This is a genomic window from Flavonifractor sp. An306 (genome assembly GCF_002159455.1).
GTDB lineage: Bacteria > Bacillota > Clostridia > Oscillospirales > Oscillospiraceae > Flavonifractor.
The window spans coordinates 1-20,912 of sequence record NZ_NFIQ01000021.1 but is presented as its reverse complement, the minus strand read 5'-3'; the positions used below and the strand labels follow the sequence as shown (position 1 = coordinate 20,912).

Genomic DNA, 20,912 nt, shown 5'->3' with positions numbered 1-20,912 from the left:
GCGAATCCTCGGAAAAATAGCAAGACTTTCCCCGAAAAATGGAAACGGGCGGCCCTTACGGCCGCCCGTTGCACATCCAAAAAAGCCACGTGGCCAAAACCAGCTGGGCAATGAGGATCGCCGGCAGGCCCCACTTGAAATACCAGTGGCGGGTCTTGTGGTGAAACAGCCGCATCCCCAGAATGGCGCCGGGGGAGCCCCCCAGAACGGCCACCAGGAAAAAGGTCTTTTCCGGCACCCGCCAGGCCCCCCGGCGGGCCCGACCCTTGTCCGCGCCCATGAGGGCAAAGTCCAGAATACTGAGGGCCAGCACCCACAGCCCGATCCACTTCAGCATCCGTCCACCCCCAGGGCGGCCACCAGGCCGCCCCTTTTTTTGCTGGTCTCATACCACAGCCGCAGGTTGATTTCCAGCTCCTCGCCGCTGTCCAGAATGGAGACCTTGTCCCCGTCCAGGGCCACGATGGTGACCCAGTGCCACCAGTCCAGCCGCTTTTCCAGGCCGTTGTGGAGGTTGAGAAAGGCCACCGGGCAGTCCCGCTCCAGACTGGCCGCCACAAAGGCGGCGGCCTGCTCGTAGGGCGGGCGCTTGGTGCGGGCGGCGGGAACGGGGAACAGGGCGGGGGAGAGCTCCAGCCCCACCGACCTGGCGTAGGCCGCCATGCCCTCCACCATCAGCTCCGGCTTGTTCAGGCCGTGGAACACCGGGGTGACATACTCCCACACCCGGCCCATCAGGGCGGTGAAGGCCTCCCGGCCGGTCACATCCTCCCGGCACAGGGGGGACAGTTCGGGGTGGGTCCGGGAGACGTAGGCGAAGATCACCGAGGCGGCGGTGGGTCCGCACCCCGCCAGCCGCTGCCAGCGGTCGGGATACCACTCCTGATCCGCCCCGCGGGTCACAGCTCCCTCCGGGCCCAGGATATCCAGCCGCTCCGGCTGGGAGAGAGACGCCCGGTACGCCATCTTATACGTTGAACCGGAACAGGACGATGTCCCCGTCCTTCATCACGTACTCCTTGCCCTCGGAGCGGACCAGCCCCTTCTCCTTGGCGGCGTTCATGGAGCCGCAGGCCATCAGGTCGTCGAAGTTGACCACCTCGGCCCGGATGAAGCCCCGCTCGAAGTCGGTGTGGATCTTGCCGGCGGCCTGGGGAGCCTTGGTGCCCTTCTTGATGGTCCAGGCCCGGCACTCGTCCTCGCCAGAGGTGAGGAAGGAGATCAGGCCCAGCAGGGCATAGCTGGCCTGGATGAGCCGGTCCAGGCCGGACTGGGCGATGCCCAGATCGTCCAGGAACATTTTCTTCTCGTCGCCGTCCAGCTCGGCGATCTCGGCCTCCAGCTTGGCGCACACAGGGATCACCTGGGCCCCCTCTCTGGCGGCCAGCTCCTCCACAATCTTGTAGTAGGCATTGCTGTGGCAGTCGGCAAAGCCGTCCTCGTCCAGGTTGGCGGCGTAGATGATGGGCTTGAGGGAGAGCAGCTCGGCGGTGGCGATGATGGCGGCGTCGTCCTCGTCGCAGTCAAAGGACCGGGCGGAGTTGCCGTCGTTGAGCCACCCCTTCAGGGCGGTGAACACCTCCACCTCCCGCAGGTACTTCTTGTCCCCCTTGGCGGCCTTCTGGGCCTTGTCGATGCGCCGCTCCACCATCTCCACGTCGGCCATGATCAGCTCGATGTCGATGACTCCGATATCCCCGGCGGGGTCCACCGGCACGTTGGTGCTGGTGTCAGCCACCACGTGCATGATGTTCTCGTCGTCAAAGCAGCGGACCACGTGGACGATGGCGTCGCACTCCCGGATGTTGGCCAAAAACTTGTTGCCCAGGCCCTGGCCCTGGCTGGCCCCCTTGACCAGGCCGGCGATGTCCACGAACTCCACCACGGCGGGGGTGGTCTTTTTGGGGTGGTACATCTCGCTCAGCGCGTCCAGCCGGCTGTCGGGCACGGCCACCACGCCCACGTTGGGGTCGATGGTGCAGAAGGGGTAGTTGGCGCTCTCGGCGCCGGCGTTGGTAATGGCGTTGAACAGGGTGCTCTTGCCCACGTTGGGCAGACCCACGATACCTAATTTCATCTATCCACACAGCTCCTTTATTTCCAATGCGGCAAAACGGTCGCTCACATAACTTTGTATTATAACATAGGATTTTGTGTTCCTCAATAGCCTTCCGGCAGTAAAATCCCCACGTTTTCCCCATTACAGGGTTTGCTTGGGGGGCTCCAGCCACCTGCCGAAACAGTAGTAGAGCAGCATGGCCAGGGAGGTGGTGGCCCAGGTGATGGGATAGCTGGCCTCCACCATCACAATACTGTGGTTGAGGGGCACGGCCAGGAAGATCCACGCCAGCCGCAGCCCGCATACCCCGAACACGGTGATGAGGGTGGGCACCAGGGACTTGCCCGCCCCCCGGATGGCTCCCGAGAGCAGCTCGATGAGGATATAGGTGATGTAGCTGGGGGCCAGGAAACGGACCATGCCCACCCCGATCTCCAGCACGTCGTGGTCGGGGGTAAACACGGTGAGGATGGGCCGGGCGAAGAGCACCATGATGGCGCTGATGCCCAGGGTGATCACCGCGCTCATGGCCACCGACACCCGCACGCCCTTTTTCAGCCGGTCGTATTTGCCCGCGCCGTAGTTCTGCCCGGCGAAGGTGGTGATGGACTGGGCCATGGCGGTAATGGTCATCCAGAAGATGATGTCCATTTTGCCGTAGGCGGTCCAGGCCGCCACAGCGTCGGTGCCGAAGGAGTTGATGGAGGTCTGAATGACGATATTGGAGATGTTGTACATCACCGACTGCAGTGCGGTGGGGATGCCCACCTGCAAAATGGCCCGCAGCGGCTGGGGATGGATGGTCATGGATCTGGGAAACAGCTGGAAGGGCATCCCCTGGGCCCGCACCAGAGAGAGGACCACCAGCACGGCGGAGAGCAGCTGGGAGGCCACCGTGGCAATGGCCACCCCCAGCACCCCCAGCTGGAACCCCACCACCAGCAGCAGGTCCAGCACAATGTTGCACAGGGAGGCGGCAATCAGAAAGTACAGCGGCCGCCGGGAATCTCCCACCGCCCGCAGCACGGCGGTGCCCATGTTGTACACCAGGTTGGGGATCATCCCCAGGAAATACACCTGCAGATAGAGAATGGCGCCGGGCAGGGCGTCGGGGGTGGTATTCATGGCCCGCAGGCTCCAGGGGGTGAGCAGAAAGCCCGTCACCGTGAAAAAGGCCCCGGCCAGAACCGAGAGAAACATGGCGGTGTGGACGCTCTTGTGGACATCCTCTCCCATGCGGGCGCCGTAGCGCTGGGCGATCGCCACCACCGCGCCGCTGGCAAGGCCGGTAAAAATGCCCACCGTCAGGTTGACAATGACGCCGGTGGACCCCACCGCCGCCAGGGCGGTCTTGCCCACAAACCGGCCCACCACCACCGTGTCCACCGTGTTGTAAAGCTGTTGAAAAAAGGTGCCGAACCACAGGGGAAAAAAGAAGGCCAGCAGTTGTTTCCAGATCACGCCCTGGGTAATGTCGCCGGTCTGTCCCAGCCGCACGGAAATCCCTCCTGAACAGAAAAATGGCGCGGTCCCAGCAGGGGCCGCACCAAGATTCTACACGGTTTTCCCGGGAAAGGCAAGGGGGTTCTCTTTAAACGGGCTCGGCCCCGGAAAAGGGTCTTTTCTCCACAAACTGCCCCTTGCAAAACTCGAACATATGTTGTATACTCTACTCGAACATAAGTTCTGTCAAATGGATGGAACTTTTCCACGTTCCAGAGCGTCTATGTGGATAACAGGATCTTTGGTCCGTTCTATTGGACCCCATTTGCGGGACAATGGGCACAGAACAGGAGGGAGCGCCATGGAGACCATTTACTATCATCTGAACGCCACCCGGATCACCCAGGGCGGGAACCGGAAGGTGTCCGGCGGGGAGGAGCTCCGCTGCGTGGTGCTGCCCAAAAAGGTCAGGCCCGCCCCGGCGGAGGGAAAGGTGTTGGACTTTACGGCTTACCGCCAGGCGCTGGAGCCGGAGTCCGCCCCGCCGGCGGAGGAGCTGCCCCGGCAGACCCGGCAGACGGAGGAGCCCGTCCCCAAAGGCCGCCCGTCCCCCTGGCTGGTGGCGGAGGTGTGCGCCTCGGCGGCGGTGGTGCTGTGTACCGTGCTCACCGCGCTGGGGGTGCTGCTGCACTGAGCCCGCCTGGATTTTGTTTCAAAAACGCAGCGTGCTGCGTTTTTGAAACAAGCGAAAACCCTGATATTCCAATGACTTCCGCCGCCGGCGTTTCAAAAATGAAACACCGGCGGCGGGCCTTTTTTTGCCGCTTTTTGGCAAACCCCTGGGGCCGTAGGTTTTCCTGTTTTTTCCGTCGGTTGGTAAAGTTGGCACGAAAATTGCAAAGTTTTTACATTTTTTGCAGGGATGGTCCTTGACCCCAGGGTATGGGAGCCCTGGGGTCCCAACGCCGCCCCCCGGCTGGGGGGCAAAAAAGGAAGTGTGCAAAGATGTTAGAGAAAATCAAATGGGCCCCGCTGGTGCTGGCAATCACCGTGCTGCTGATAATCGTCACCGCCGCGGTGGGACACAACATCCAAACCAGCGGCGGCGCCGTGCGGACGGAGGAATTTACCTTCACCACCGACGTGGGCGCCACCAGCCACGCCAAGCTCTATATTCCCCAGACCGCCACGGCGGAGAACCCCGCCCCCGCCATTCTGCTCTGCCACGGCTACACCGCCTCCATGGACGCCATGGAGCCCAACGCCATTGAGCTCTCCCGCCGGGGCTATGTGGTCATGTGCCTGGACCTGTACGGCCACGGAGAGAGCACCCTGCCCCCCTCCGGCTACAGCCAGGCAGAAATGGGCGGGGTGGAGGACTACGCCCCCGACCTGGGCACCTATTCCGCGCTGCAGCAGTTCGCCCAGTACGACTTTGTGGACCTGACCAAGATCGGCATGCTGGGCCACTCCATGGGCACCGCCGCCATTCAGGAGGGGGCCTACCTGGCCTATGCCAAGTGGACCGCCGCCTATAACGCCGCGCTGGCCGAGGCCACCGCCGCCGGACAGGACGAGGCCACGGCGGCCGCCACCGCCTACGCCGCCGCCATGTCCTCCGGCATTGTGCTGCCCTCCTCCATGGTGCTCACCGGCTACAACTACAACGTGCGCAACGTCAACGACCTGACCTACAACGGGGTCACCGCCGACAACGGTGTGTTCCCCCTGTACGCCGCCCCCGTCAATATCTGCACCATTGAGGGCACCTTTGACGAGTTCTCCGAGCTGCTGTGGGGGGTGAAGGACGCCAGCCAGTACACCACCAGCTTCAAGTTCGCCTACGGCACCGGCGGGGCCACCAACGTGCCCTCCGGCACCTACTTCATGTACGGCGACGCCGCCGCCACCCCCCTGACCCGGGAGCAGGCCGTGGAGGCCGCCGCCTCCGCCGCCGTCACCATGGCTCCGATCCGGGCGGCCTACACCTTTGATGGCACCCACTCGGACACCTACTACGACCAGACCGCCATCTCCTACGGCATCGACTTCTTCGACATCACCCTCCGGGGCGGCCAGGCCACCATTGATCCCACCCAGCAGGTGTGGCACGGCCGGGCGGCCTGCTCTCCGCCCTGGTGGCCTTCGTGGCCCTGGCCCTCACCCTGCTGAAGGTCCCCTTCTTCGCCACCCTGGTGCGGCCGGAGCCCAAGTCCATCACCACCTGCGACACCCCTGCCCACGGCCTGCGCTACGCCATCATCTATCTTGTCTGCCTGCTGCCCGCCCCGCTGCTGTACTACTGGCTGGTGGGCTACCCCTACTACATGCAGCCCCAGTGGTTCAAATTTTTGACCAAGTTCTGGCCCAATGAGATCTTCAACATGACCCCGGTAAACTCCCTGCTGCTGTTCAACGTGGTGGTGGGCGTGATCCTGCTGGCGGTCTATGTGCTGGTGTTCCTGCTCATCGCCCGGAAGGCGGGCTGCGGCTGGGTCAACACCGGCCTGAAGCTGCCGGTGGCCCAGGTGTGCAAGGCCCTGCTGCTGGCGGTGGTGTCCTTCGGCCTGGTGTACGCCCTGGTGTACGCCTGCTCCGGCCTGTCGGGCACCGAGTTCTCCTTCTTCAAGTTCCACCTGATGCCCATGGACGGGGCCCACTGGCGCTCCTTCTTCGTGTACCTGCCGGTGTGGCTGTTCTTCTTCCTGCTGGTCAGCGTGATCTTCAACAGCTTCACCCGCATCAACAACGCCCCCGCCTGGCTCAACTATGTGCTCATCGCCGTGGCCTCCTGCGGCGGGCTGGCGGTGATGTTCGCCTACGACTACGGCAAGCTCTTCGCCACCGGCGTGCGGGGCATCGAGTACATCCCCGGCACCACCTCCGCCGAGTGGCTGGCCACCATCGGCATGACCTTCCCCACCGCCCTGGCGGGCATCATGCTGTTCTCCCTGCTGTTCATCCTGCCCCTGGCGGCCATCGCCAGCCGGGTGCTGTTCAAAAAGAGCGGCTCGGCCTGGCTGGGCGGGTTCCTCCTCTCCTTCGTGGTGCTGGCCTTCACCATGAGCGAAATGGTAATCAACGTGTGATCCGCCCCGTTCCCCCAAATGCAGAGGCGCCCGCGCATCCGCGCGGGCGCCTTTTTTTGCCGTTACCAGGTTACATACGCCTCACAAAACCGCATGAGCAGGACGGCGGCCTCCGCCCGGGTGGTGTCGCCCTGGGGTGTAAGGGTGGAACCGTCGCCGGTGCCGGTGATCAGGCCCGCGCCGCAGGCCCACTGGAGGGCGGGGATGGCCCATTCGCTCACCTGGGCGGCGTCGGTATAGGACAGAATGTTGGTATTCTCTCCCACCGACACGTCATACCCCTGCTTCTGGGCAAACCGGTACAGCATGACGGCCAGCTGCTCCCGGGTGATGGGGTCATTGGTGCCGAACAGGCCGTTGCCGTAGCCCCCCACAATGCCCTCGGACGCCGCCCAGCGGACGGCCTCACTGTACCATTGGCCCTGCTCCACGTCGGCATAGTCCATGACATAGTCCACCTGGGGGCTGCCCGCCATACGCCACAGGATCGCGGCCACCATGGACCGGCTGGTGGTGGTGCCGGGGGAGAAGTCGGTGGCGCTGGTGCCGGTCATCAGGCCCTTTTCATAGACATAGCGCACCCCGTCATAATACCAGGCGGTCTCGTCCACGTCTGCAAAGGGCAGGGGCTGTTCCGGCTCCTCCGGGATGGGGGCAAAGACGGCCTGCACAGTGACCGGGCCGCCGGGCATGGTGGAGGTAAATTTGCCCTCCCCCTGGCCGGTCAGCTTCAGCTGGTTGCCCTGGCTGTCGGTGACGGTCAGGGTGTCCAGCTGGTAGCCCTGCTCTGGCATAACGGTGATGGTCACAGTGCTGCCCTTGGCGGCGTTCTTGGGGGATACTGTCACTGTACCATGGTCCGCCTCTGTTACAGTTGCGGAATATGTGGGAGTACCTCCGCCCCCGCCGGAACTGGAACCGCCGGAGCTGCCGCCGCCCCGCTGCTCCACCACAAAGCGCAGCGCCACGTCGGCGCCCACGCTGTAGGTGCCGGACTGGCCGGCAAGGGCCAGGGTTTCGCTGTAAGTCCCCGGAGCCAGCCCGGTTTTGGGCCGGACAGTAAAGGCGGCGGTCTGGCCCACGGCAAGCTCAGCGCTGGAAAGAGCACCCACTGTAAAGCTGGCGGTGTCCACGGGCTGGGTCAGGGTTACCGGCTGGTTGCCGGTGTTCCTGATGGTCACAGTCTGTTCCGCCGGGGCGGCATAGCCCTCGGTCACCGTTCCAAAGTCCACGTTTGTGTCGGCGGAAATCCCATAGACCGGCGGGATATATTCGGGTATCTTGATTTGCAGCGTATCGCTGACATTCCCCACCGCGTCCTTTGCCACCATGTAAAGATCCTTCGCGCCCGCACCCGAAAGGGTCGTAAGGAAAATGGTATTCGCGCCGCTGGCGCAGGAAGTCCCCGTCCCGGTGGTGTCGATGGTCGGGGCGGTCTCGCCGCTTTCTACAACTTCGTAGTAATAGTCGCCCGCCTCGTCGCTGGTAAACTTCACCGTGGCGTTGGTTTCGCTGGTACGGGTCGCGCCGCCGCCGCGCAAAGTCGGGGCGATGGTGTCCTCAACGGTCAGGGAAACCACTGCAAAGGCGCTGGCGTAGTCGGTCTTATAGTCGCCGTTGTACTGCTCGCTGAACACATTCAGGGTATAGGTTCCGTCTGCAAGCGAGTCGGGAATTTTAAGATTGACTGTACCGTTTGCGCTGGTCGGCTGCGCCACTCTGCCATAATACTGTGGGCCGCTGTTATCCGCAAGGATGACGGAGATATATTCCTTTGTCCCGGTGGCCGCCCCGGTGTAATGCAGCGTAATGGTATCGCCGGGGTTGCCGCTGGCAGTTGATTCTGTTACAGCAAACTTGCGGCTATTATCTAACAGCGTCAATTTCCACTCGTCTCCGTCATAATCGCCTACCGCCGTCAATCCGCTGTCCATGCCGCTTGCGGATTTGCCGCCTGCGGCGGCAGATGTGAAGAGGACAGCGTTCAGATCTAAATTAAAAGCGGGACGAGCCGCATAGTCATAGCCCATGTCGCCGTAGATCACAGCACCATAGTAGTCGATTACGCCCGCACAGGGCGGAGCGGAGGAATTGAGACGTGAACGGAGCCACCAATCACCGCCTCTCGTGCCATAGTTGGCAACTCGCGCCGCGTCATTGGTAAAGCCATATTCGCTCTTTTCCGCTTCTTCTGCGGACAGGAAAAATACCTTGTCCCCATTTAGGATATCTTCATACATCCAAAACACAAATTTACCTATACTGCTTATAAACTCCTCGTCGCTTTTCGTGGTGCCAAGTACCGCGCTCTGTTCACCTGCGGAAAAATTACTGCTGTAAAAGTTCCGGCACCACGTCTGCGCTTCACTGCCTTGCCAATCGAGGTTATACCCGCTTGATCTATCGAAATATACGTCTCCGTAATCCCCGCTTCCCAACAAATCTTCGGACAAGAGAAATAGACCTGTTTCGCCGTTGTTGGCCTGGTCATCCAGTACCCGCCATTTGATGGGACCGGAAGTCGTATTTTCATTCGGCGCCGTCCAGTTTCCAAAATAGATATAGTCATAGCCGTTTGTGCTGTCCCAGCCCGAAATCCCGCTTGTCCCCAGCATGATGGTTTTCCTGCTCTCCCCTGGCAGAGCCCCATAGATGACGGCGGCGATCTTGTTATGGCCGGCCTGGTTGGGGTGGAAGTCCAGGCTGGCGTTTTGCAAATCCGACATACTGAACGCGGCGTTGGTGAGCTGCCCCCCATCGTCCCGGAACGCCGTATACACGTCGGCCACAAGCAGCCCCTTTTCTCCCGCCACCTTGGTGAGCCGTTCATTCAGATGCACCACGCCGGTTTCAAAGGCGGCGACGATACCTTGGGCGCTCTGGTCGGTAATATGGCGGTACGGATTATATTGGGTGGCGATCACAATGGGCGCCGACGGATTCTCCCGCCGGATCTGGTCGATGATCCCGCCCAGGTTCGCTTCAAAGGTATCCAGGGCGGCCGTTTCCGCGCTGGAGCCGTCAAACCCGCCGATATACGAGATGACCTGCATCAGCATCAGCTGATTCCCCAGCTGGGACAAATCCATCAGGGCGGCTTTCAGGGACTCCAGTGTAATGGGCTTGGTGGGATTTTTGGCATTATACGAATCCACCAGATACCCATACAGGGCGTTCATCAGGTCGTTGCCGCCGATGGTGATGGTGATGAGACTGGCTCCGGCAATGTCGCCGCCCAGACCGGGCAGCCTGTCTTTCAGCGTCTGCGTCGTCTCGCCCTCAGCGGCGCGGTTGGTGAGGGAAGCGTATCCCCCCATGGCCTGCACCTGCCCGGCAAATGGGCTGGAGACGGCGGTATTGCCCGGCGCATACCCCGTGGTGATGCTGTCTCCCAGGGCCAGATAGCTGCCCCCGGCTGCCAGAGCCGTCACCGGCAGCAGGGTCAGGCACAGGGCCAGAACGCAAAGGATACTTACCAATCGTTTTTTCACCGTCAACTACCTCCTCTGTGTTGGGAAGAAACTGTGATCCCGGCGGACAAGCGGGTACCTCTCTTGCCTCTGAACGGTGGTCAGATGGAATGATTATACCACAGCCGCTCCCCGTTGCCATCGCTCCTTTTGAGGCAAAAAAGAACAGGGTATGCGGCGCTCCGCATACCCTGCCTCCCGTTGGGTTTTGCCCCGTGGGGGCGGAAAATGCCTGTATCTCTGCGCATCAAACCCCTTTATATTTCCGCCGGGTGGCAATGCCCCCCCGGATGTGCCGCTCGGCCTTGTTCTCCTCCAGCACCCCCTTCACCTGGAGGTAGAGGGTGCGGTTGAAGGCGGGCAGCCGCTCGCTCAGGTCCTTGTGTACCGTGGATTTGCTGACGCCGAACTTCTTGGCCGCGCCGCGCACCGTCGCTTTGTTCTCTATGATGTAAAGCGCCAGCCGGCAGGCGCGCTCCTCGATGTTCCCTTTCACACAGCAACACTCCCCGCAATGATTCTCACGGGGCATCTATATGCAAAACCTCCGCCGGAGATTCCCCTTTTCCAGGGGCGGAAAGTGGAGTATACTATAGAAAACAGGGAAGGGGGGGAGGCCTGTGCTGGACTTTCGGATGGACACCTTTCTGGAGGTGTGCCGGTGCAGAAACTACACCCGGGCGGCGGAACATCTGAACATCACCCAGCCGGCGGTGACCCAGCATATCCAATATCTGCAGAACTACTACGGGGCCCGGCTGTTCGTCTATCACAACAAGCAGCTTACCCTCACCCCGGAGGGAGAGCTGCTGCGCAGCGCCGCCCTCACCATGCGCCACGACGAGGAGAAGCTCAAGCGGGACATGGGGGATCTGAAGGCGGGCCGGCGGTCGATCCGCTTCGGGGCCACCCTCACCATCGGGGAGTATCTGCTGCCGGAGCGGCTGGCCGCCTATATAAAGCGCAACCCCACCACCCACATCCACATGATGGTGGAGGACACCAAAAAGCTGCTGCAGCGGCTCAATGAGGGGGAGCTGGACTTCGCCGTGGTGGAGGGCTACTTCCACAAGAGCGAGTATGACTACATCCTCTGGTCCCATGAGCCCTACATCTGCGTCCGTGGGGCGGACTACCCCCTGCCCGACGGGCCCCTCCACCTGAGGGACCTGTTCTCCCACAACCTGCTGCTGCGCAACGACGGCTCCGGCACCCGGGACGTGCTGGTGAAAGCCCTGGAGGGGATGAACCACCATTTGTCCGACTTCCGCCACCTCACCGAGGTCAGCGATCTGCTGGTCATCAAGGAGCTGGTGAAGGGGGGCTGCGGCGTCACCTTCCTCTACCGCAAGGCGGTGGAGCGGGAGCTGGCCGACGGCTCCATCCAACAGGTGGAGCTGGCCGATTTCCAGGTCTCCCACGAGTTCACCTTCCTGTGGCGGAAAAACAGCGTGTTTGAGCAGGAATTCCGACAGGTTTTTCAGGAATTATGCGGAATATAACCTTTTTTTGCAGAAATCCGCAACCAAAAAACCCTCTATACCGTCCTCTGTGGCGGAATAGGGGGTTTTTTCTTATGGCATTAGAAAAGATTATGGATGCATAACAAATCAGAAGTTTTCTTTTGGGGCAAAACAATGTTATTTTATTCACAGAGTCTAATTGAATTAAGGAGGTACGGAGCATGGGTTTCTCCCTCACCGCCGCTCAGGCCGACGCCGTGCTGAGCGCGCTGAAACAGGACTACCGGGTGTACGCCCCCAAGCGGTTCCCCAAGCAGGGCCGCTATTCCGACACCGACGTGGTGAAGTACGCCGAGGTGGACCGCTTTGCCGACATTGTGTGGGATGTGAAGTCGGACTACCCCGCCAAGGAGGTCATCACCCCCATCCAGCAGGCCATCTTCTATTTCACCGAGGATGAGTACCGGGCCAGCAAGGCCAAGGAAAAGCCCATCCTCCTGCTGGCCCGCCCCTGCGACATCAACGCCCAGCAAATCCAGGCCAAAATCTACGCCGGCAACGGCGGGTATGAGGATCTGTACTACAAGCGGGTACGGGACCTGGTGAAGTTCGCCGTCATGGAGTGCAACGGCGGGGACGACACCTGCTTCTGCGTGTCCATGGGGTCCAACAAGACCGACGACTATGCCCTGGCCCTGAAGTTCTCCCCCGACGGGGTGCAGGTGCAGGTCACCGACGACGCCTTCGCCCGCTACTTTGAAGGTATGCCCGAGACCGGCTACACCCCCGCCTTTGTGGAGGAGAACCAGCTGAAGGTCACCGTCCCCGATCTGGAGGACAAGGCGGTGCGACTGGCCCTGAAGAGCCATCCCATGTGGAAGGAGTTCAACAGCCGCTGCATCTCCTGCGGGGCCTGCACGGTGGCCTGCTCCACCTGCACCTGCTTCACCACCCGGGACGTGATCTACGGCGACAATCCCGAAGTGGGGGAGCGCCGCCGGGTCACCGCCTCCTGCCAGATCGCCGGCTTTGACCAGATGGCCGGCCAGAAGGAGTTCCGCTCCACCGCCGGGGACCGGATGCGCTACAAGGTGCTCCACAAGTTCCACGACTACAAGGCCCGCTTTGGCGACCGGCACATGTGCGTGGGCTGCGGCCGGTGTACCCACCGCTGCCCGGAGCTCATCTCCATCTCCGCCACCGTCAATAAAGTAAGCGCCGCCGTGGAGGAGATCAAGGCCTCCATGGCCAACCAGTAAGGGAGGGCAGCCGTTATGATGAATCCCGTGCAGCCTCAGGCCTGTACCATCCTGAGCGTGAAAAAAGAGAGCGTCCACGAGTGGACCTTCCGGGTGGCCACCGACGCCAAGCCCGCTCACGGCCAGTTCATGCAGCTGTCCATCCCCATGATCGGCGAGGCCCCCATTTCGGTCTCCGCCCAGGGGGACGGCTGGCTGGAGTTCACCATCCGCTCGGTGGGCAAGGTCACCAACGTGATCTTCCAGAAAGAGGCGGGGGACACCCTCTTCCTCCGGGGCCCCTACGGCAAGGGCTGGCCGGTGGAGCAGTTCCAGGGCAAGCACCTGGTGGTGATCACCGGCGGCACCGGCCTGGCTCCCGTCCGCTCTCTCCTGAATATGCTGGCGGAAAACCCGGACTATGTGAAGTCCGTCCACCTGATCTCCGGCTTCAAGAACGAGGAGGGCATCGTGTTCCACAGCGAGCTGGAGGCCTGGAAGGACAAGTTCTCCACCATCTACGCTCTGGACAACGACGCCAAGGAGGGCTGGCGCACCGGCCTGGTGACCACCTTCGTCAAGGAGCTCCCCTTCGCCTCCTTTGACGGCAACTACGCCGTTGTGGTGGTGGGTCCGCCCCCCATGATGAAGTTCACCGGCCTGGAGCTGATGAACAACGGGGTGGACGCCGGCAAGGTGTGGATGAGCTTTGAGCGCAAGATGTCCTGCGCCGTGGGCAAGTGCGGCCACTGCCGCATCGACGAGGTGTACGTGTGCCTGGACGGCCCCGTGTTCCCCTACACCGTGGCCCGTGACCTGGTGGACTGAGAGAGGAGTGGGTGAAGGATGAATCACGATATCAACGTCAAAAAGCTGCGCCTGAACTGCTTCCGGCAGTCCAAGGTGCCCGGGGAGTTCATGCTCCAGATGCGGGTGCCCGGCGGCATGGTGGACGCCAAATACCTCTCCTATGTGGAGCACATCGCCAACACCTGGGGGGACGGCAACTTCCACTTCGGCACCCGCCAGACCTTCGACATCACCGGCATCAAGTATGAGAACATCCCGGCGGTAAACGAGTACCTGGAGAGCTACATCAAGGAAGTGGACGCCGAGCTGTGCGGCGTGGACATGGACACCGTGGCCCACGAGCCCCAGCCCTGGGACCCCAAGGCGGGCTATCCCACCATCGGCGCCCGGAACATCACCGCCTGCGTGGGCAACTACCACTGCATCTGCGGCAACTGCAACACCTTTGAGCTGGCCCGGAAGATCGAGCCCATCATCTTCCCCAGCCATTACCACATCAAGATCAACATTGCCGGCTGCCCCAACGACTGCAACAAGGCCCACCTGTGCGACTTCGGCATCATCGGCGTGGCCCGGATGACCTACCACCCCGAGCGGTGCATCGCCTGCGGCGCCTGCGTCCGGGCCTGCGAGCACGGGGCCACCCGGGTGCTCTCCGCCAACAAGGCGGTGGGCAAGGTGGAGAAGGACCCCTGCTGCTGCGTGGGCTGCGGCGAGTGCGTGCGGGTGTGCCCCACCTCCGCCTGGACCCGGCAGGAGACCAAGTTCTACCGGGTGATCCTGGGCGGCCGCACCGGCCGTCAGACCCCCCGCACCGGCAAGATGTTCCTCAACTGGGCCACCGAGGACGTGATTCTGGGCGTGCTGAAGAACTGGCAAAAATTCTCCGCCTGGGTCATGGACTACAAGCCCGAGTACCTCCACGGCGGCCACCTCATCGACCGGGCGGGGTACAAGAAGTTCAAGGAGATCCTGCTGGAGGGGGTGGAGCTCAACCCCGAGTGTCTGGTGGCCGAGGACATCTTCTGGCACGAGACCGAGTACCGCTCCAACTTCAACGTCAAGCCCCTGTCCATGCACCACACCGCCGGACCCCGGGAGTAATAAAAAAACCTGTCTGCCGCGTCAGCGGCAGACAGGTTTTTTCTGTATTCAGGGCTTCAGGGCCTTGGTGACGGTCACCGCCAGGGCGCCGGGGCCGATGTGGCAGGCCACCGACAGGGAGAGGGGATCCATGTGGATGGGGTAGCCGGGGAACTCCTCCTCCAGCTCGGCCAGCCACTCCTGGGCGTCCTCCCGCTTGCCGGTGAAGGCGGCGGCGATGTGGAGCTCCTCCGGGCCGGACAGGCCGGCAAACTGGGTGTCCATGGTCTTGTGGATGGCGTCCAGCATGGTCTTTTTGGCCGCCTTCCAGCCTCTGGCCTTGGCAAAGGAGTCCAGCTTCTCCCCCTGGATCCGCAGCACCGGCTTCAGGCCCAGCACCGTGCCGATGGCCGCCGCCGCCGGGGTGCAGCGGCCGCCCTTTTTCAGGTACTTCAGGGTGTCCACCGTGATGTAGATGTCCGACTCGAACTTGGTCTCCTCCAGGCGGCGCTTGATCTCCGCCGCCCCCACCCCGGCCTGGGCCAGGGCCTTGGCGTCCAGCACCGACTGCCGCTGAGTCACTGAGATGCGCTGGTTGTTCACCACGAACACCTTGTCCTCATAGTCCTGGGACAGCATCTCCGCCGTCTCCCAGGAGGAGCTCAGGCCGCTGGACATGGGGATGTACACCACCTGGTCGTGGTCCTTCAGCATCTGCTCCCACAGCTCGATGACGTCGCCGGGGGCGGGCTGGGTGGTCTTTACGTCGGCGTCCTCCGCCAGACGCTGGTAAAACTGCTCCTGGCTCAGGGTGATATCCTCCAGAAACAGCTCGTCATTGATGTAAAACGGCATGGGCAGCACATAGATGCCCAGCTCCCTGGCCTGGGCCTGGGTAATGCCGCTGTTGCTGTCGGTGGCAATGGCAATGGCGCTCATACATATCCCTCCATTTGACTTTTCTCCCGGACCGGGCCCCGGCCCATGACCTGAGCCAGCTTATCCGCCGCCCGGGTCAGGGCGGCCGCCTCGTCCTCCGTCAGGCAGGACAGGGCGTTTTCCATCAGGGTTCTGCGAAAGGCGGCGTAGCCCTCGCTGGCCTTCCGGCCCAGCTCGGTGGGCTGCAGCCGCACCACCCGCCGGTCCCGCTCGTCCCGGCGGCGGGTCAGGTATCCCTTTTTCTCCAGCAGCTTGGCCGCCGAGGTCAGCGTCCCCGCCGTCACCCGCCGGGCGGCCGCGATGGCGGTGGAGCGGTTGTCCAGCCCCCCGTCCACCGCCTGGCAGACGGTCTCCAGCAGCCGGGCCTCCTGGGGCGACAGGTCCGCCCCATGGAAAAAGGCTGCCTCCGCCCGCTGGAAGCGGTCGAACAAGTCGGTCAAAAACCGGTTCAGCGTCTCTCTGCCCTGTTCCACGGCGCTCCCTCCTTGATTTGCTGTTAAGCATTATACTCCCGCCGCGTCAAATGTCAAGATAGTTTGATGGTCAAAGTTTTTCCATCCGGCGGGAGGACAGGCTCATATCCGCCGCCCCCGCCGCATACATATGACTATCAAACTACAAAGGATGATGTGTTATGCGGCAAAAGATCCAATGGGGAAGGCTGCTGCGCCGGGCGGCGGCTCTGTTTCTGGCCACTCTGGCGGTGTGGGTGCTCCCGCTGTGCACCGGGGCGGGGGCGGCCTCCGCCCTGCGGGAGCTGGGGGAGAACCCCCAGTTCGTGGCGGCAGCCCTGCAGGCCGAGCTGGGCCTGCCGTCGGAGGAGGGGCCCCTGGCTGCCCTGGACGGCTGGGGGCGGCTGGCTGTGGGGCAGTCCCCGCTGCTGCTGGCCAACGGAGGGGGAGCGGGGGAGACCGGGCAGGAGGAGGAGGTCCTGGATCTGCCCGCCGGGCAGCCCGCCCGGGACCTGGACGACATCACCGCCCTGCCCGAGACCACCGCCGCCCCGTCGGACATTGTGGCCCAGACCCTGCTCCCCACCAGCCCGGAGGGGTACGACGTGGCGGGGGGCCTGTACCTCTACAACCGCACCAGCCTGGACGTGGATCTGGCGGCAGCCGCCGCCGCCATGGTGCCCATCACCCTGCCGGAGGAGGGACCCCAGATCCTCATTATCCACACCCACGGCTCGGAGGCCTACACCCCAGACGGCACCGACGTGTACACTCCCTCGGACAACAACACCCGCACCCTGGACACCAACTACAACATGGTGCGGGTAGGCACCGAGATGGAAAAGGTCTTTACCGAGATGGGCCTGGGGGTGGTACACGACACCACACTGTACGACTACCCCCAGTACAACGGGGCCTATGACCGCTCGGCCCAGGCGGTCAAGGCCTACCTGGAGCAATACCCCACCATCCGCATCGTGCTGGACGTCCACCGGGACGCCCTCATCGGGGAGGACGGCACGGTGTACAAGGCGGTGACCACCGTGGACGGCACCTCCACCGCCCAGGTGATGCTGGTGCTGGGGTCCAGCGAGGGGGGCGAGCACCCCAACTGGATGGAAAACCTCACCCTGGCCTGCAAGATCCAGAACGGCATGAACACCCTGTATCCCACCCTGGCCCGGCCCATGACCATGCGCTCCTCCCGGTACAACCAGCAGCTTTGCTCCGGCTCCCTGCTGGTGGAGGTGGGCACCCACGGCAACACCCTGCAGGAGGCCCTGGCGGGGGCCCGGCTCTTCGCCCGTGCCGCCGGGCAGGTGCTGCTGGGGCTGGAGGAATAAAAACGGGGCCCGCGGAACTGTGTTCCGCGGGCCCCCGTTTTCTTTTACTTCAGGATCAGCTCCACCGGGCAGTGGTCGCTGCCGGTGACGTCGGACCGGATCACCTGGTCCTCCACCCGGGGCAGCAGCCGGTCGGACAGGATAAAGTAGTCGATGCGCCACCCGGCGTTGTTCTTCCGGGCGTTGAACCGGTAGCTCCACCAGGTATAGGCCCCCTCCTTGTCGGGGTAGAGGGAGCGGAAGCTGTCGGCAAAGCCGCTGGACAGCAGCTCGGTCATCTTGCCCCGCTCCTGGTCGGAGAAGCCGGCGTTGCCCCGGTTGCTCTTGGGGTTTTTCAGGTCGATCTCCTCATGGGCCACGTTCAGGTCCCCGCACAGCACCACCGGCTTTTTTTCATCCAGCGCCATGAGGTAGGCCCGGAAGTCGTCCTCCCACTTCATCCGGTAGTCGATGCGGGCCAGCTCGTTCTGGGCGTTGGGGGTATAGCAGCACACCAGGAAAAAGTCCTCATACTCCACGGTGATCACACGGCCCTCGGTGTCGTGCTCCGGGATGCCGATGCCGCAGGTCACGCTCAGGGGCTTGATGCGGGTAAACACCGCCGTGCCCGAATAGCCCTTCTTCTCGGCGCTGTTCCAGTAGAGTTCATAGCCGGGCAGCTCCAGCTCAATCTGGTGGGGCTGGAGCTTGGTCTCCTGCAGGCACACCACATCGGCGTCCACACTGTGGAAAAAGTCCAGAAAGCCCTTGTTCAGACAGGCCCGCAGGCCGTTGACGTTCCAGGTTACCAATTTCATGGGTTGTTTCTCTCCAGTTCCAGCAAAAATTGTTTCAGCTCCAGCCCCCCGGCGTAGCCGGTGAGAGAGCCGTCCGCCCCCACCACCCGGTGGCAGGGCAGGAAAATGGGCAGGGGGTTTCTGCCGTTGGCCTGGCCCACCGCCTGAAAGCCCTTCGGCCGGTCCACCCGCCGGGCCAGTTCCTTGTAGCTGATGGTCGCCCCGTAGGGGATCTCCGCCAGGGAGCTCCACACCCGCCGCTGAAAGGGGGTGCCCTGGGGGGCCAGGGGCAGGTCGAACACCCGCCGCTTTCCCTGGAAATACTCCAGCAGCTGGGCCCGGCCCCGGGCCAGCAGCGGCGTCTCCGCTCCCGCCGCCTCCACGGGCCGGCAGGGGAGGTACAGGGCGGTGAGACACTCCCCCTCGCACTCCAGGGCCATGGGCCCCACGGGGGTGTCAAACAGAACCCGATCCATGGCCTCAGTACCGCCGCATCACGGCGGTGACCTTGCCCAGGATGGTGCAGCCGTCCCCGTCGATGGGCTCATAGTCCGGGTTCTCCGGCATAAGCCAGGTGTGGCCGTCCTTCCGGCGGAGGGTCTTTACCGTGGCCTCGTCCTCAAAGAGGGCCACCACGATCTCCCCGCTGTGGGCGTCGGGCTGCTGGTGGACCACCACCAGGTCCCCGGGCAGGATGCCGGCGTACTTCATGGATTCCCCCCGCACCTCCAGGGCGAAGTACTCCCCCTCCCGGCCGCCGGTCTCAAAGGTCAGGTAGTCCTCAATGCACTCCTGGGCCAGGATGGGGGCGCCGGCGGCCACCTTGCCCACCACCGGGATCTTGTCCCGGGGAGGCTCCGGCTGGGCGGGGGCGCCGTGGGCGCCGCTCACCGTAATGGCCCGGGTCTTGCCCTCGGCCTTGGTGATCAGCCCCGCGGTCTCCAGCCCCTTCAGATGAAAGTGGACGGTGGAGGGGGACTTCAGCCCCACGTGCTCCCCGATCTCCCGAACCGAGGGGGGATACCCATGCTCCTGGGAGAAGGAGACGATATAGTCATAGATCTGCTGCTGCTTGGGGGTAAGCGCCTTCATGGCAGACCCTCCTTTGTTGTAATCATCCAGTCTGAGTATACCATATCCCGCCCCAATGCGCAAACATTTGTTCTAAGTTTCCACAAAAAGTCCCGCTCCGCGGCACACAGAGCGGGACTTTTCCACTTATTCCTCCAGATAGAGGAGTACTTCCACGGTAAACAGGGTTTCGGCCCTGTGGATGCGCATTTGACCGTGGTACTTATCCACCGTTCTCTGCACAATGCCCAGCCCCAGACCGTGTTCGCCGCCCTCCTTCCGGGTGCGGTAGCCCGCCCCGTCGGTGAGCACCAGGCCGTCATAGGAGTTGACCACCCGCAGAAAGAGCAGGCCCCGGTCGGCCCGCAGGGTGAGGGAGAGGAACTTGTCCTCACACCGGGCCAGGGCCTCCGCCGCATTGTCCATCAGGTTGCCCAGAATCACGTTCAGGTCGAACAGCTCCGCCTTCAGCCCCTCCGGCAGTCTGACCTCCACCTCCAGCCGGGCTCCGGCCCGGCGGGCCTGATCCAGCTTGTAGTTGAGGATGCTGTCAATGTCCGGGTTGCCGGTGCGGACAAGGCCGGGGCTGGCCAGCTGCTCCGAAAAGGCGTTCAGATACCCCTCCAGCTCCGCCGTCCGGCCCTGGGCGGCGCAGGTCCGCAGCATGGTCAGGCGGTCTTTCATATCCTGCCGCAGCTCTCCCATCCGGCGCTCCCGCTGGCCCAGCAGGGCCCATTCCGCCTGATAGGCCCGGTTCTGCTCGGCCAGCAGCTCCTGCTGGTAGTAGGCGGCGCTGTAGGCCTCCATCCGGTCCAGCACGTAAAAGACCAGCAGATCCACCAGCAGCAGGATGGCTGCCACCGACAGGAATACCGAGCCGTCCACGCCGGCCGTCCATTTGCTCAGCAGCAGCATGACCCCGATGGTACCCCCGGGAATGGCCACAACGCTGATCCAGTACAGCCGGGAGGCCTGGGGGATGCCCCTGGCCCTCCATTTGCGCTCCACGGTGAGGGACAGGAAAAAGATCAGCAGGCGGGACATGGGGGTGCCCAGGAGGATGATCTCCTCCTTCGATATCCGGCAGAGAAGCAGCAGGCCGTACACAGCGGTCTCGCTGAGCATGAGCAGGGCGCTCACCCCCAGGGTGCAGGCCAGCTTATAGAAGCTCCAGCCCGGATAGAGGAAAAAGGAGAGGGCCAGCAGGGCGGCCAGGGTGGTCAGAATATTGACCATGGGGATCCCCAGCAGGATATTGCTGAGGCTCGAGAGTAGCCAGACCACGCCGTAGACCAGATATTCCACCCGCCGGTCCACCTTGCTCCGGTCGCAGAACAGGCCCAGCATCCGGTAGATGGAGTTGAGCAGCATCAGGTCACAGCAGAGATGCACCACAAATGAGAGTATATCCGGCATGGACCCTCCCTTTCGTCCAAAGGTCTCAGTCGTCGCTGAGATAGTAAGGCTTCATCAGGCTGGGCTGCTCGGTGGAGTCCTTCTGCCCGTTGCTGCGCAGGGTATGCTCCATCGGACGGCCCCGGTCCCGGCCGCCCCGCCGGTTTTTCTGCCGCCCGGCGGCCTTGGGCGCCGGAGCGGGAGCGGGGGCGGGCTGGGCCTGGGCGGCGGGTTTCTTCTTTTTCCGCTGCCGCTTCTTGTGCTCCTCCCGGACCGGGGGC

Annotated in this window: 20 protein-coding genes and 1 pseudogene; 8 read left to right on the top strand and 13 right to left on the bottom strand. The window is 63.0% G+C overall.

Features of this window, described 5'->3' with window-relative positions:
* Nucleotides 1-55: 55 nt before the first annotated feature.
* From B5F88_RS07135 to B5F88_RS07120, 4 genes are all read right to left on the bottom strand, one after another.
* A complete protein-coding gene (locus B5F88_RS07135; protein WP_204246212.1) occupies nt 56-337 on the bottom strand; it encodes a DUF1294 domain-containing protein in 282 nt (93 codons plus the stop codon).
* Nucleotides 331-966 (bottom strand): hypothetical protein, encoded by a 636-nt coding sequence (locus B5F88_RS07130; protein WP_242959671.1) that lies wholly within the window; start codon nt 964-966, stop codon nt 331-333. The genes B5F88_RS07135 and B5F88_RS07130 overlap by 7 nt, the downstream gene beginning before the upstream one ends.
* A 1-nt stretch (nt 967) precedes the next feature.
* A complete protein-coding gene (gene ychF, locus B5F88_RS07125; protein WP_087343547.1) occupies nt 968-2,077 on the bottom strand; it encodes a redox-regulated ATPase YchF in 1,110 nt (369 codons plus the stop codon).
* A gap of 123 nt (nt 2,078-2,200) precedes the next feature.
* The gene (locus tag B5F88_RS07120) at nt 2,201-3,556 is read right to left on the bottom strand and encodes an MATE family efflux transporter (protein WP_204246211.1); all 1,356 of its coding nucleotides are present in this window, start codon (nt 3,554-3,556) and stop codon (nt 2,201-2,203) included.
* A gap of 307 nt (nt 3,557-3,863) precedes the next feature.
* Here B5F88_RS07120 and B5F88_RS07115 point away from each other — a divergent pair, with 307 nt between their 5' ends.
* The 3 genes from B5F88_RS07115 (at nt 3,864) to B5F88_RS07105 (ending at nt 6,591) form a co-directional block, all read left to right on the top strand.
* Nucleotides 3,864-4,196, top strand: coding sequence for a hypothetical protein (locus B5F88_RS07115; RefSeq protein ID WP_087343541.1), 333 nt, complete (start codon nt 3,864-3,866; stop codon nt 4,194-4,196).
* 311 nt (nt 4,197-4,507) lie between these two features.
* Nucleotides 4,508-5,674 (top strand): alpha/beta fold hydrolase, encoded by a 1,167-nt coding sequence (locus B5F88_RS07110; RefSeq protein ID WP_162612135.1) that lies wholly within the window; start codon nt 4,508-4,510, stop codon nt 5,672-5,674.
* Nucleotides 5,608-6,591 carry a hypothetical protein gene (locus B5F88_RS07105; RefSeq protein WP_087343535.1) on the top strand — a complete coding sequence of 328 codons (984 nt, stop codon included), beginning with the start codon at nt 5,608-5,610 and terminating at the stop codon, nt 6,589-6,591. Before B5F88_RS07110 ends, B5F88_RS07105 begins: the two co-directional genes overlap by 67 nt.
* A 62-nt stretch (nt 6,592-6,653) precedes the next feature.
* Here B5F88_RS07105 and B5F88_RS07100 read toward each other — a convergent pair whose 3' ends face one another.
* Complete coding sequence (locus B5F88_RS07100) at nt 6,654-10,082, bottom strand: S-layer homology domain-containing protein (RefSeq protein ID WP_162612134.1); 3,429 nt, start codon at nt 10,080-10,082, stop codon at nt 6,654-6,656.
* A gap of 226 nt (nt 10,083-10,308) precedes the next feature.
* On the bottom strand, nt 10,309-10,557 hold the full coding sequence (gene spoIIID / locus B5F88_RS07095) for a sporulation transcriptional regulator SpoIIID (protein WP_087343529.1): 249 nt from the start codon (nt 10,555-10,557) through the stop codon (nt 10,309-10,311).
* A gap of 124 nt (nt 10,558-10,681) precedes the next feature.
* Between spoIIID and B5F88_RS07090 the strand changes: the two genes are divergently transcribed.
* The 4 genes from B5F88_RS07090 (at nt 10,682) to asrC (ending at nt 14,676) form a co-directional block, all read left to right on the top strand.
* Nucleotides 10,682-11,563 (top strand): LysR family transcriptional regulator, encoded by an 882-nt coding sequence (locus B5F88_RS07090; RefSeq protein ID WP_087343528.1) that lies wholly within the window; start codon nt 10,682-10,684, stop codon nt 11,561-11,563.
* A gap of 182 nt (nt 11,564-11,745) precedes the next feature.
* Entirely contained in the window at nt 11,746-12,783 is a 1,038-nt protein-coding gene (asrA, locus tag B5F88_RS07085) for an anaerobic sulfite reductase subunit AsrA (RefSeq protein WP_087343525.1), read from the top strand.
* A 15-nt stretch (nt 12,784-12,798) separates the two neighbouring features.
* Nucleotides 12,799-13,590 carry an anaerobic sulfite reductase subunit AsrB gene (asrB, locus tag B5F88_RS07080; RefSeq protein WP_087343523.1) on the top strand — a complete coding sequence of 264 codons (792 nt, stop codon included), beginning with the start codon at nt 12,799-12,801 and terminating at the stop codon, nt 13,588-13,590.
* A gap of 18 nt (nt 13,591-13,608) precedes the next feature.
* On the top strand, nt 13,609-14,676 hold the full coding sequence (asrC, locus tag B5F88_RS07075; RefSeq protein ID WP_087343520.1) for a sulfite reductase subunit C: 1,068 nt from the start codon (nt 13,609-13,611) through the stop codon (nt 14,674-14,676).
* 48 nt (nt 14,677-14,724) lie between these two features.
* Here asrC and B5F88_RS07070 read toward each other — a convergent pair whose 3' ends face one another.
* The gene (locus B5F88_RS07070) at nt 14,725-15,594 is read right to left on the bottom strand and encodes a DegV family protein (protein ID WP_087343517.1); all 870 of its coding nucleotides are present in this window, start codon (nt 15,592-15,594) and stop codon (nt 14,725-14,727) included.
* Nucleotides 15,591-16,067 (bottom strand): MarR family transcriptional regulator, encoded by a 477-nt coding sequence (locus tag B5F88_RS07065; protein ID WP_087343515.1) that lies wholly within the window; start codon nt 16,065-16,067, stop codon nt 15,591-15,593. Before B5F88_RS07065 ends, B5F88_RS07070 begins: the two co-directional genes overlap by 4 nt.
* A 161-nt stretch (nt 16,068-16,228) precedes the next feature.
* Between B5F88_RS07065 and B5F88_RS07060 the strand changes: the two genes are divergently transcribed.
* Nucleotides 16,229-17,389 (top strand): stage II sporulation protein P, encoded by a 1,161-nt coding sequence (locus B5F88_RS07060; RefSeq protein ID WP_087343512.1) that lies wholly within the window; start codon nt 16,229-16,231, stop codon nt 17,387-17,389.
* 44 nt (nt 17,390-17,433) lie between these two features.
* Here B5F88_RS07060 and B5F88_RS07055 read toward each other — a convergent pair whose 3' ends face one another.
* The 5 genes and pseudogenes from B5F88_RS07055 to B5F88_RS20635 form a co-directional block, all read right to left on the bottom strand.
* A complete protein-coding gene (locus B5F88_RS07055; RefSeq protein WP_087343509.1) occupies nt 17,434-18,186 on the bottom strand; it encodes an exodeoxyribonuclease III in 753 nt (250 codons plus the stop codon).
* Complete coding sequence (locus B5F88_RS07050; protein WP_087343506.1) at nt 18,183-18,641, bottom strand: methylated-DNA--[protein]-cysteine S-methyltransferase; 459 nt, start codon at nt 18,639-18,641, stop codon at nt 18,183-18,185. The genes B5F88_RS07055 and B5F88_RS07050 overlap by 4 nt, the downstream gene beginning before the upstream one ends.
* Nucleotides 18,642-18,645: 4 nt before the next feature.
* On the bottom strand, nt 18,646-19,257 hold the full coding sequence (lexA, locus tag B5F88_RS07045; RefSeq protein ID WP_087343502.1) for a transcriptional repressor LexA: 612 nt from the start codon (nt 19,255-19,257) through the stop codon (nt 18,646-18,648).
* A 126-nt stretch (nt 19,258-19,383) separates the two neighbouring features.
* On the bottom strand, nt 19,384-20,652 hold the full coding sequence (locus B5F88_RS07040) for a GHKL domain-containing protein (protein ID WP_087343499.1): 1,269 nt from the start codon (nt 20,650-20,652) through the stop codon (nt 19,384-19,386).
* A 25-nt stretch (nt 20,653-20,677) separates the two neighbouring features.
* Nucleotides 20,678-20,912, bottom strand: a pseudogene (locus tag B5F88_RS20635) (helicase); the annotation flags it as partial.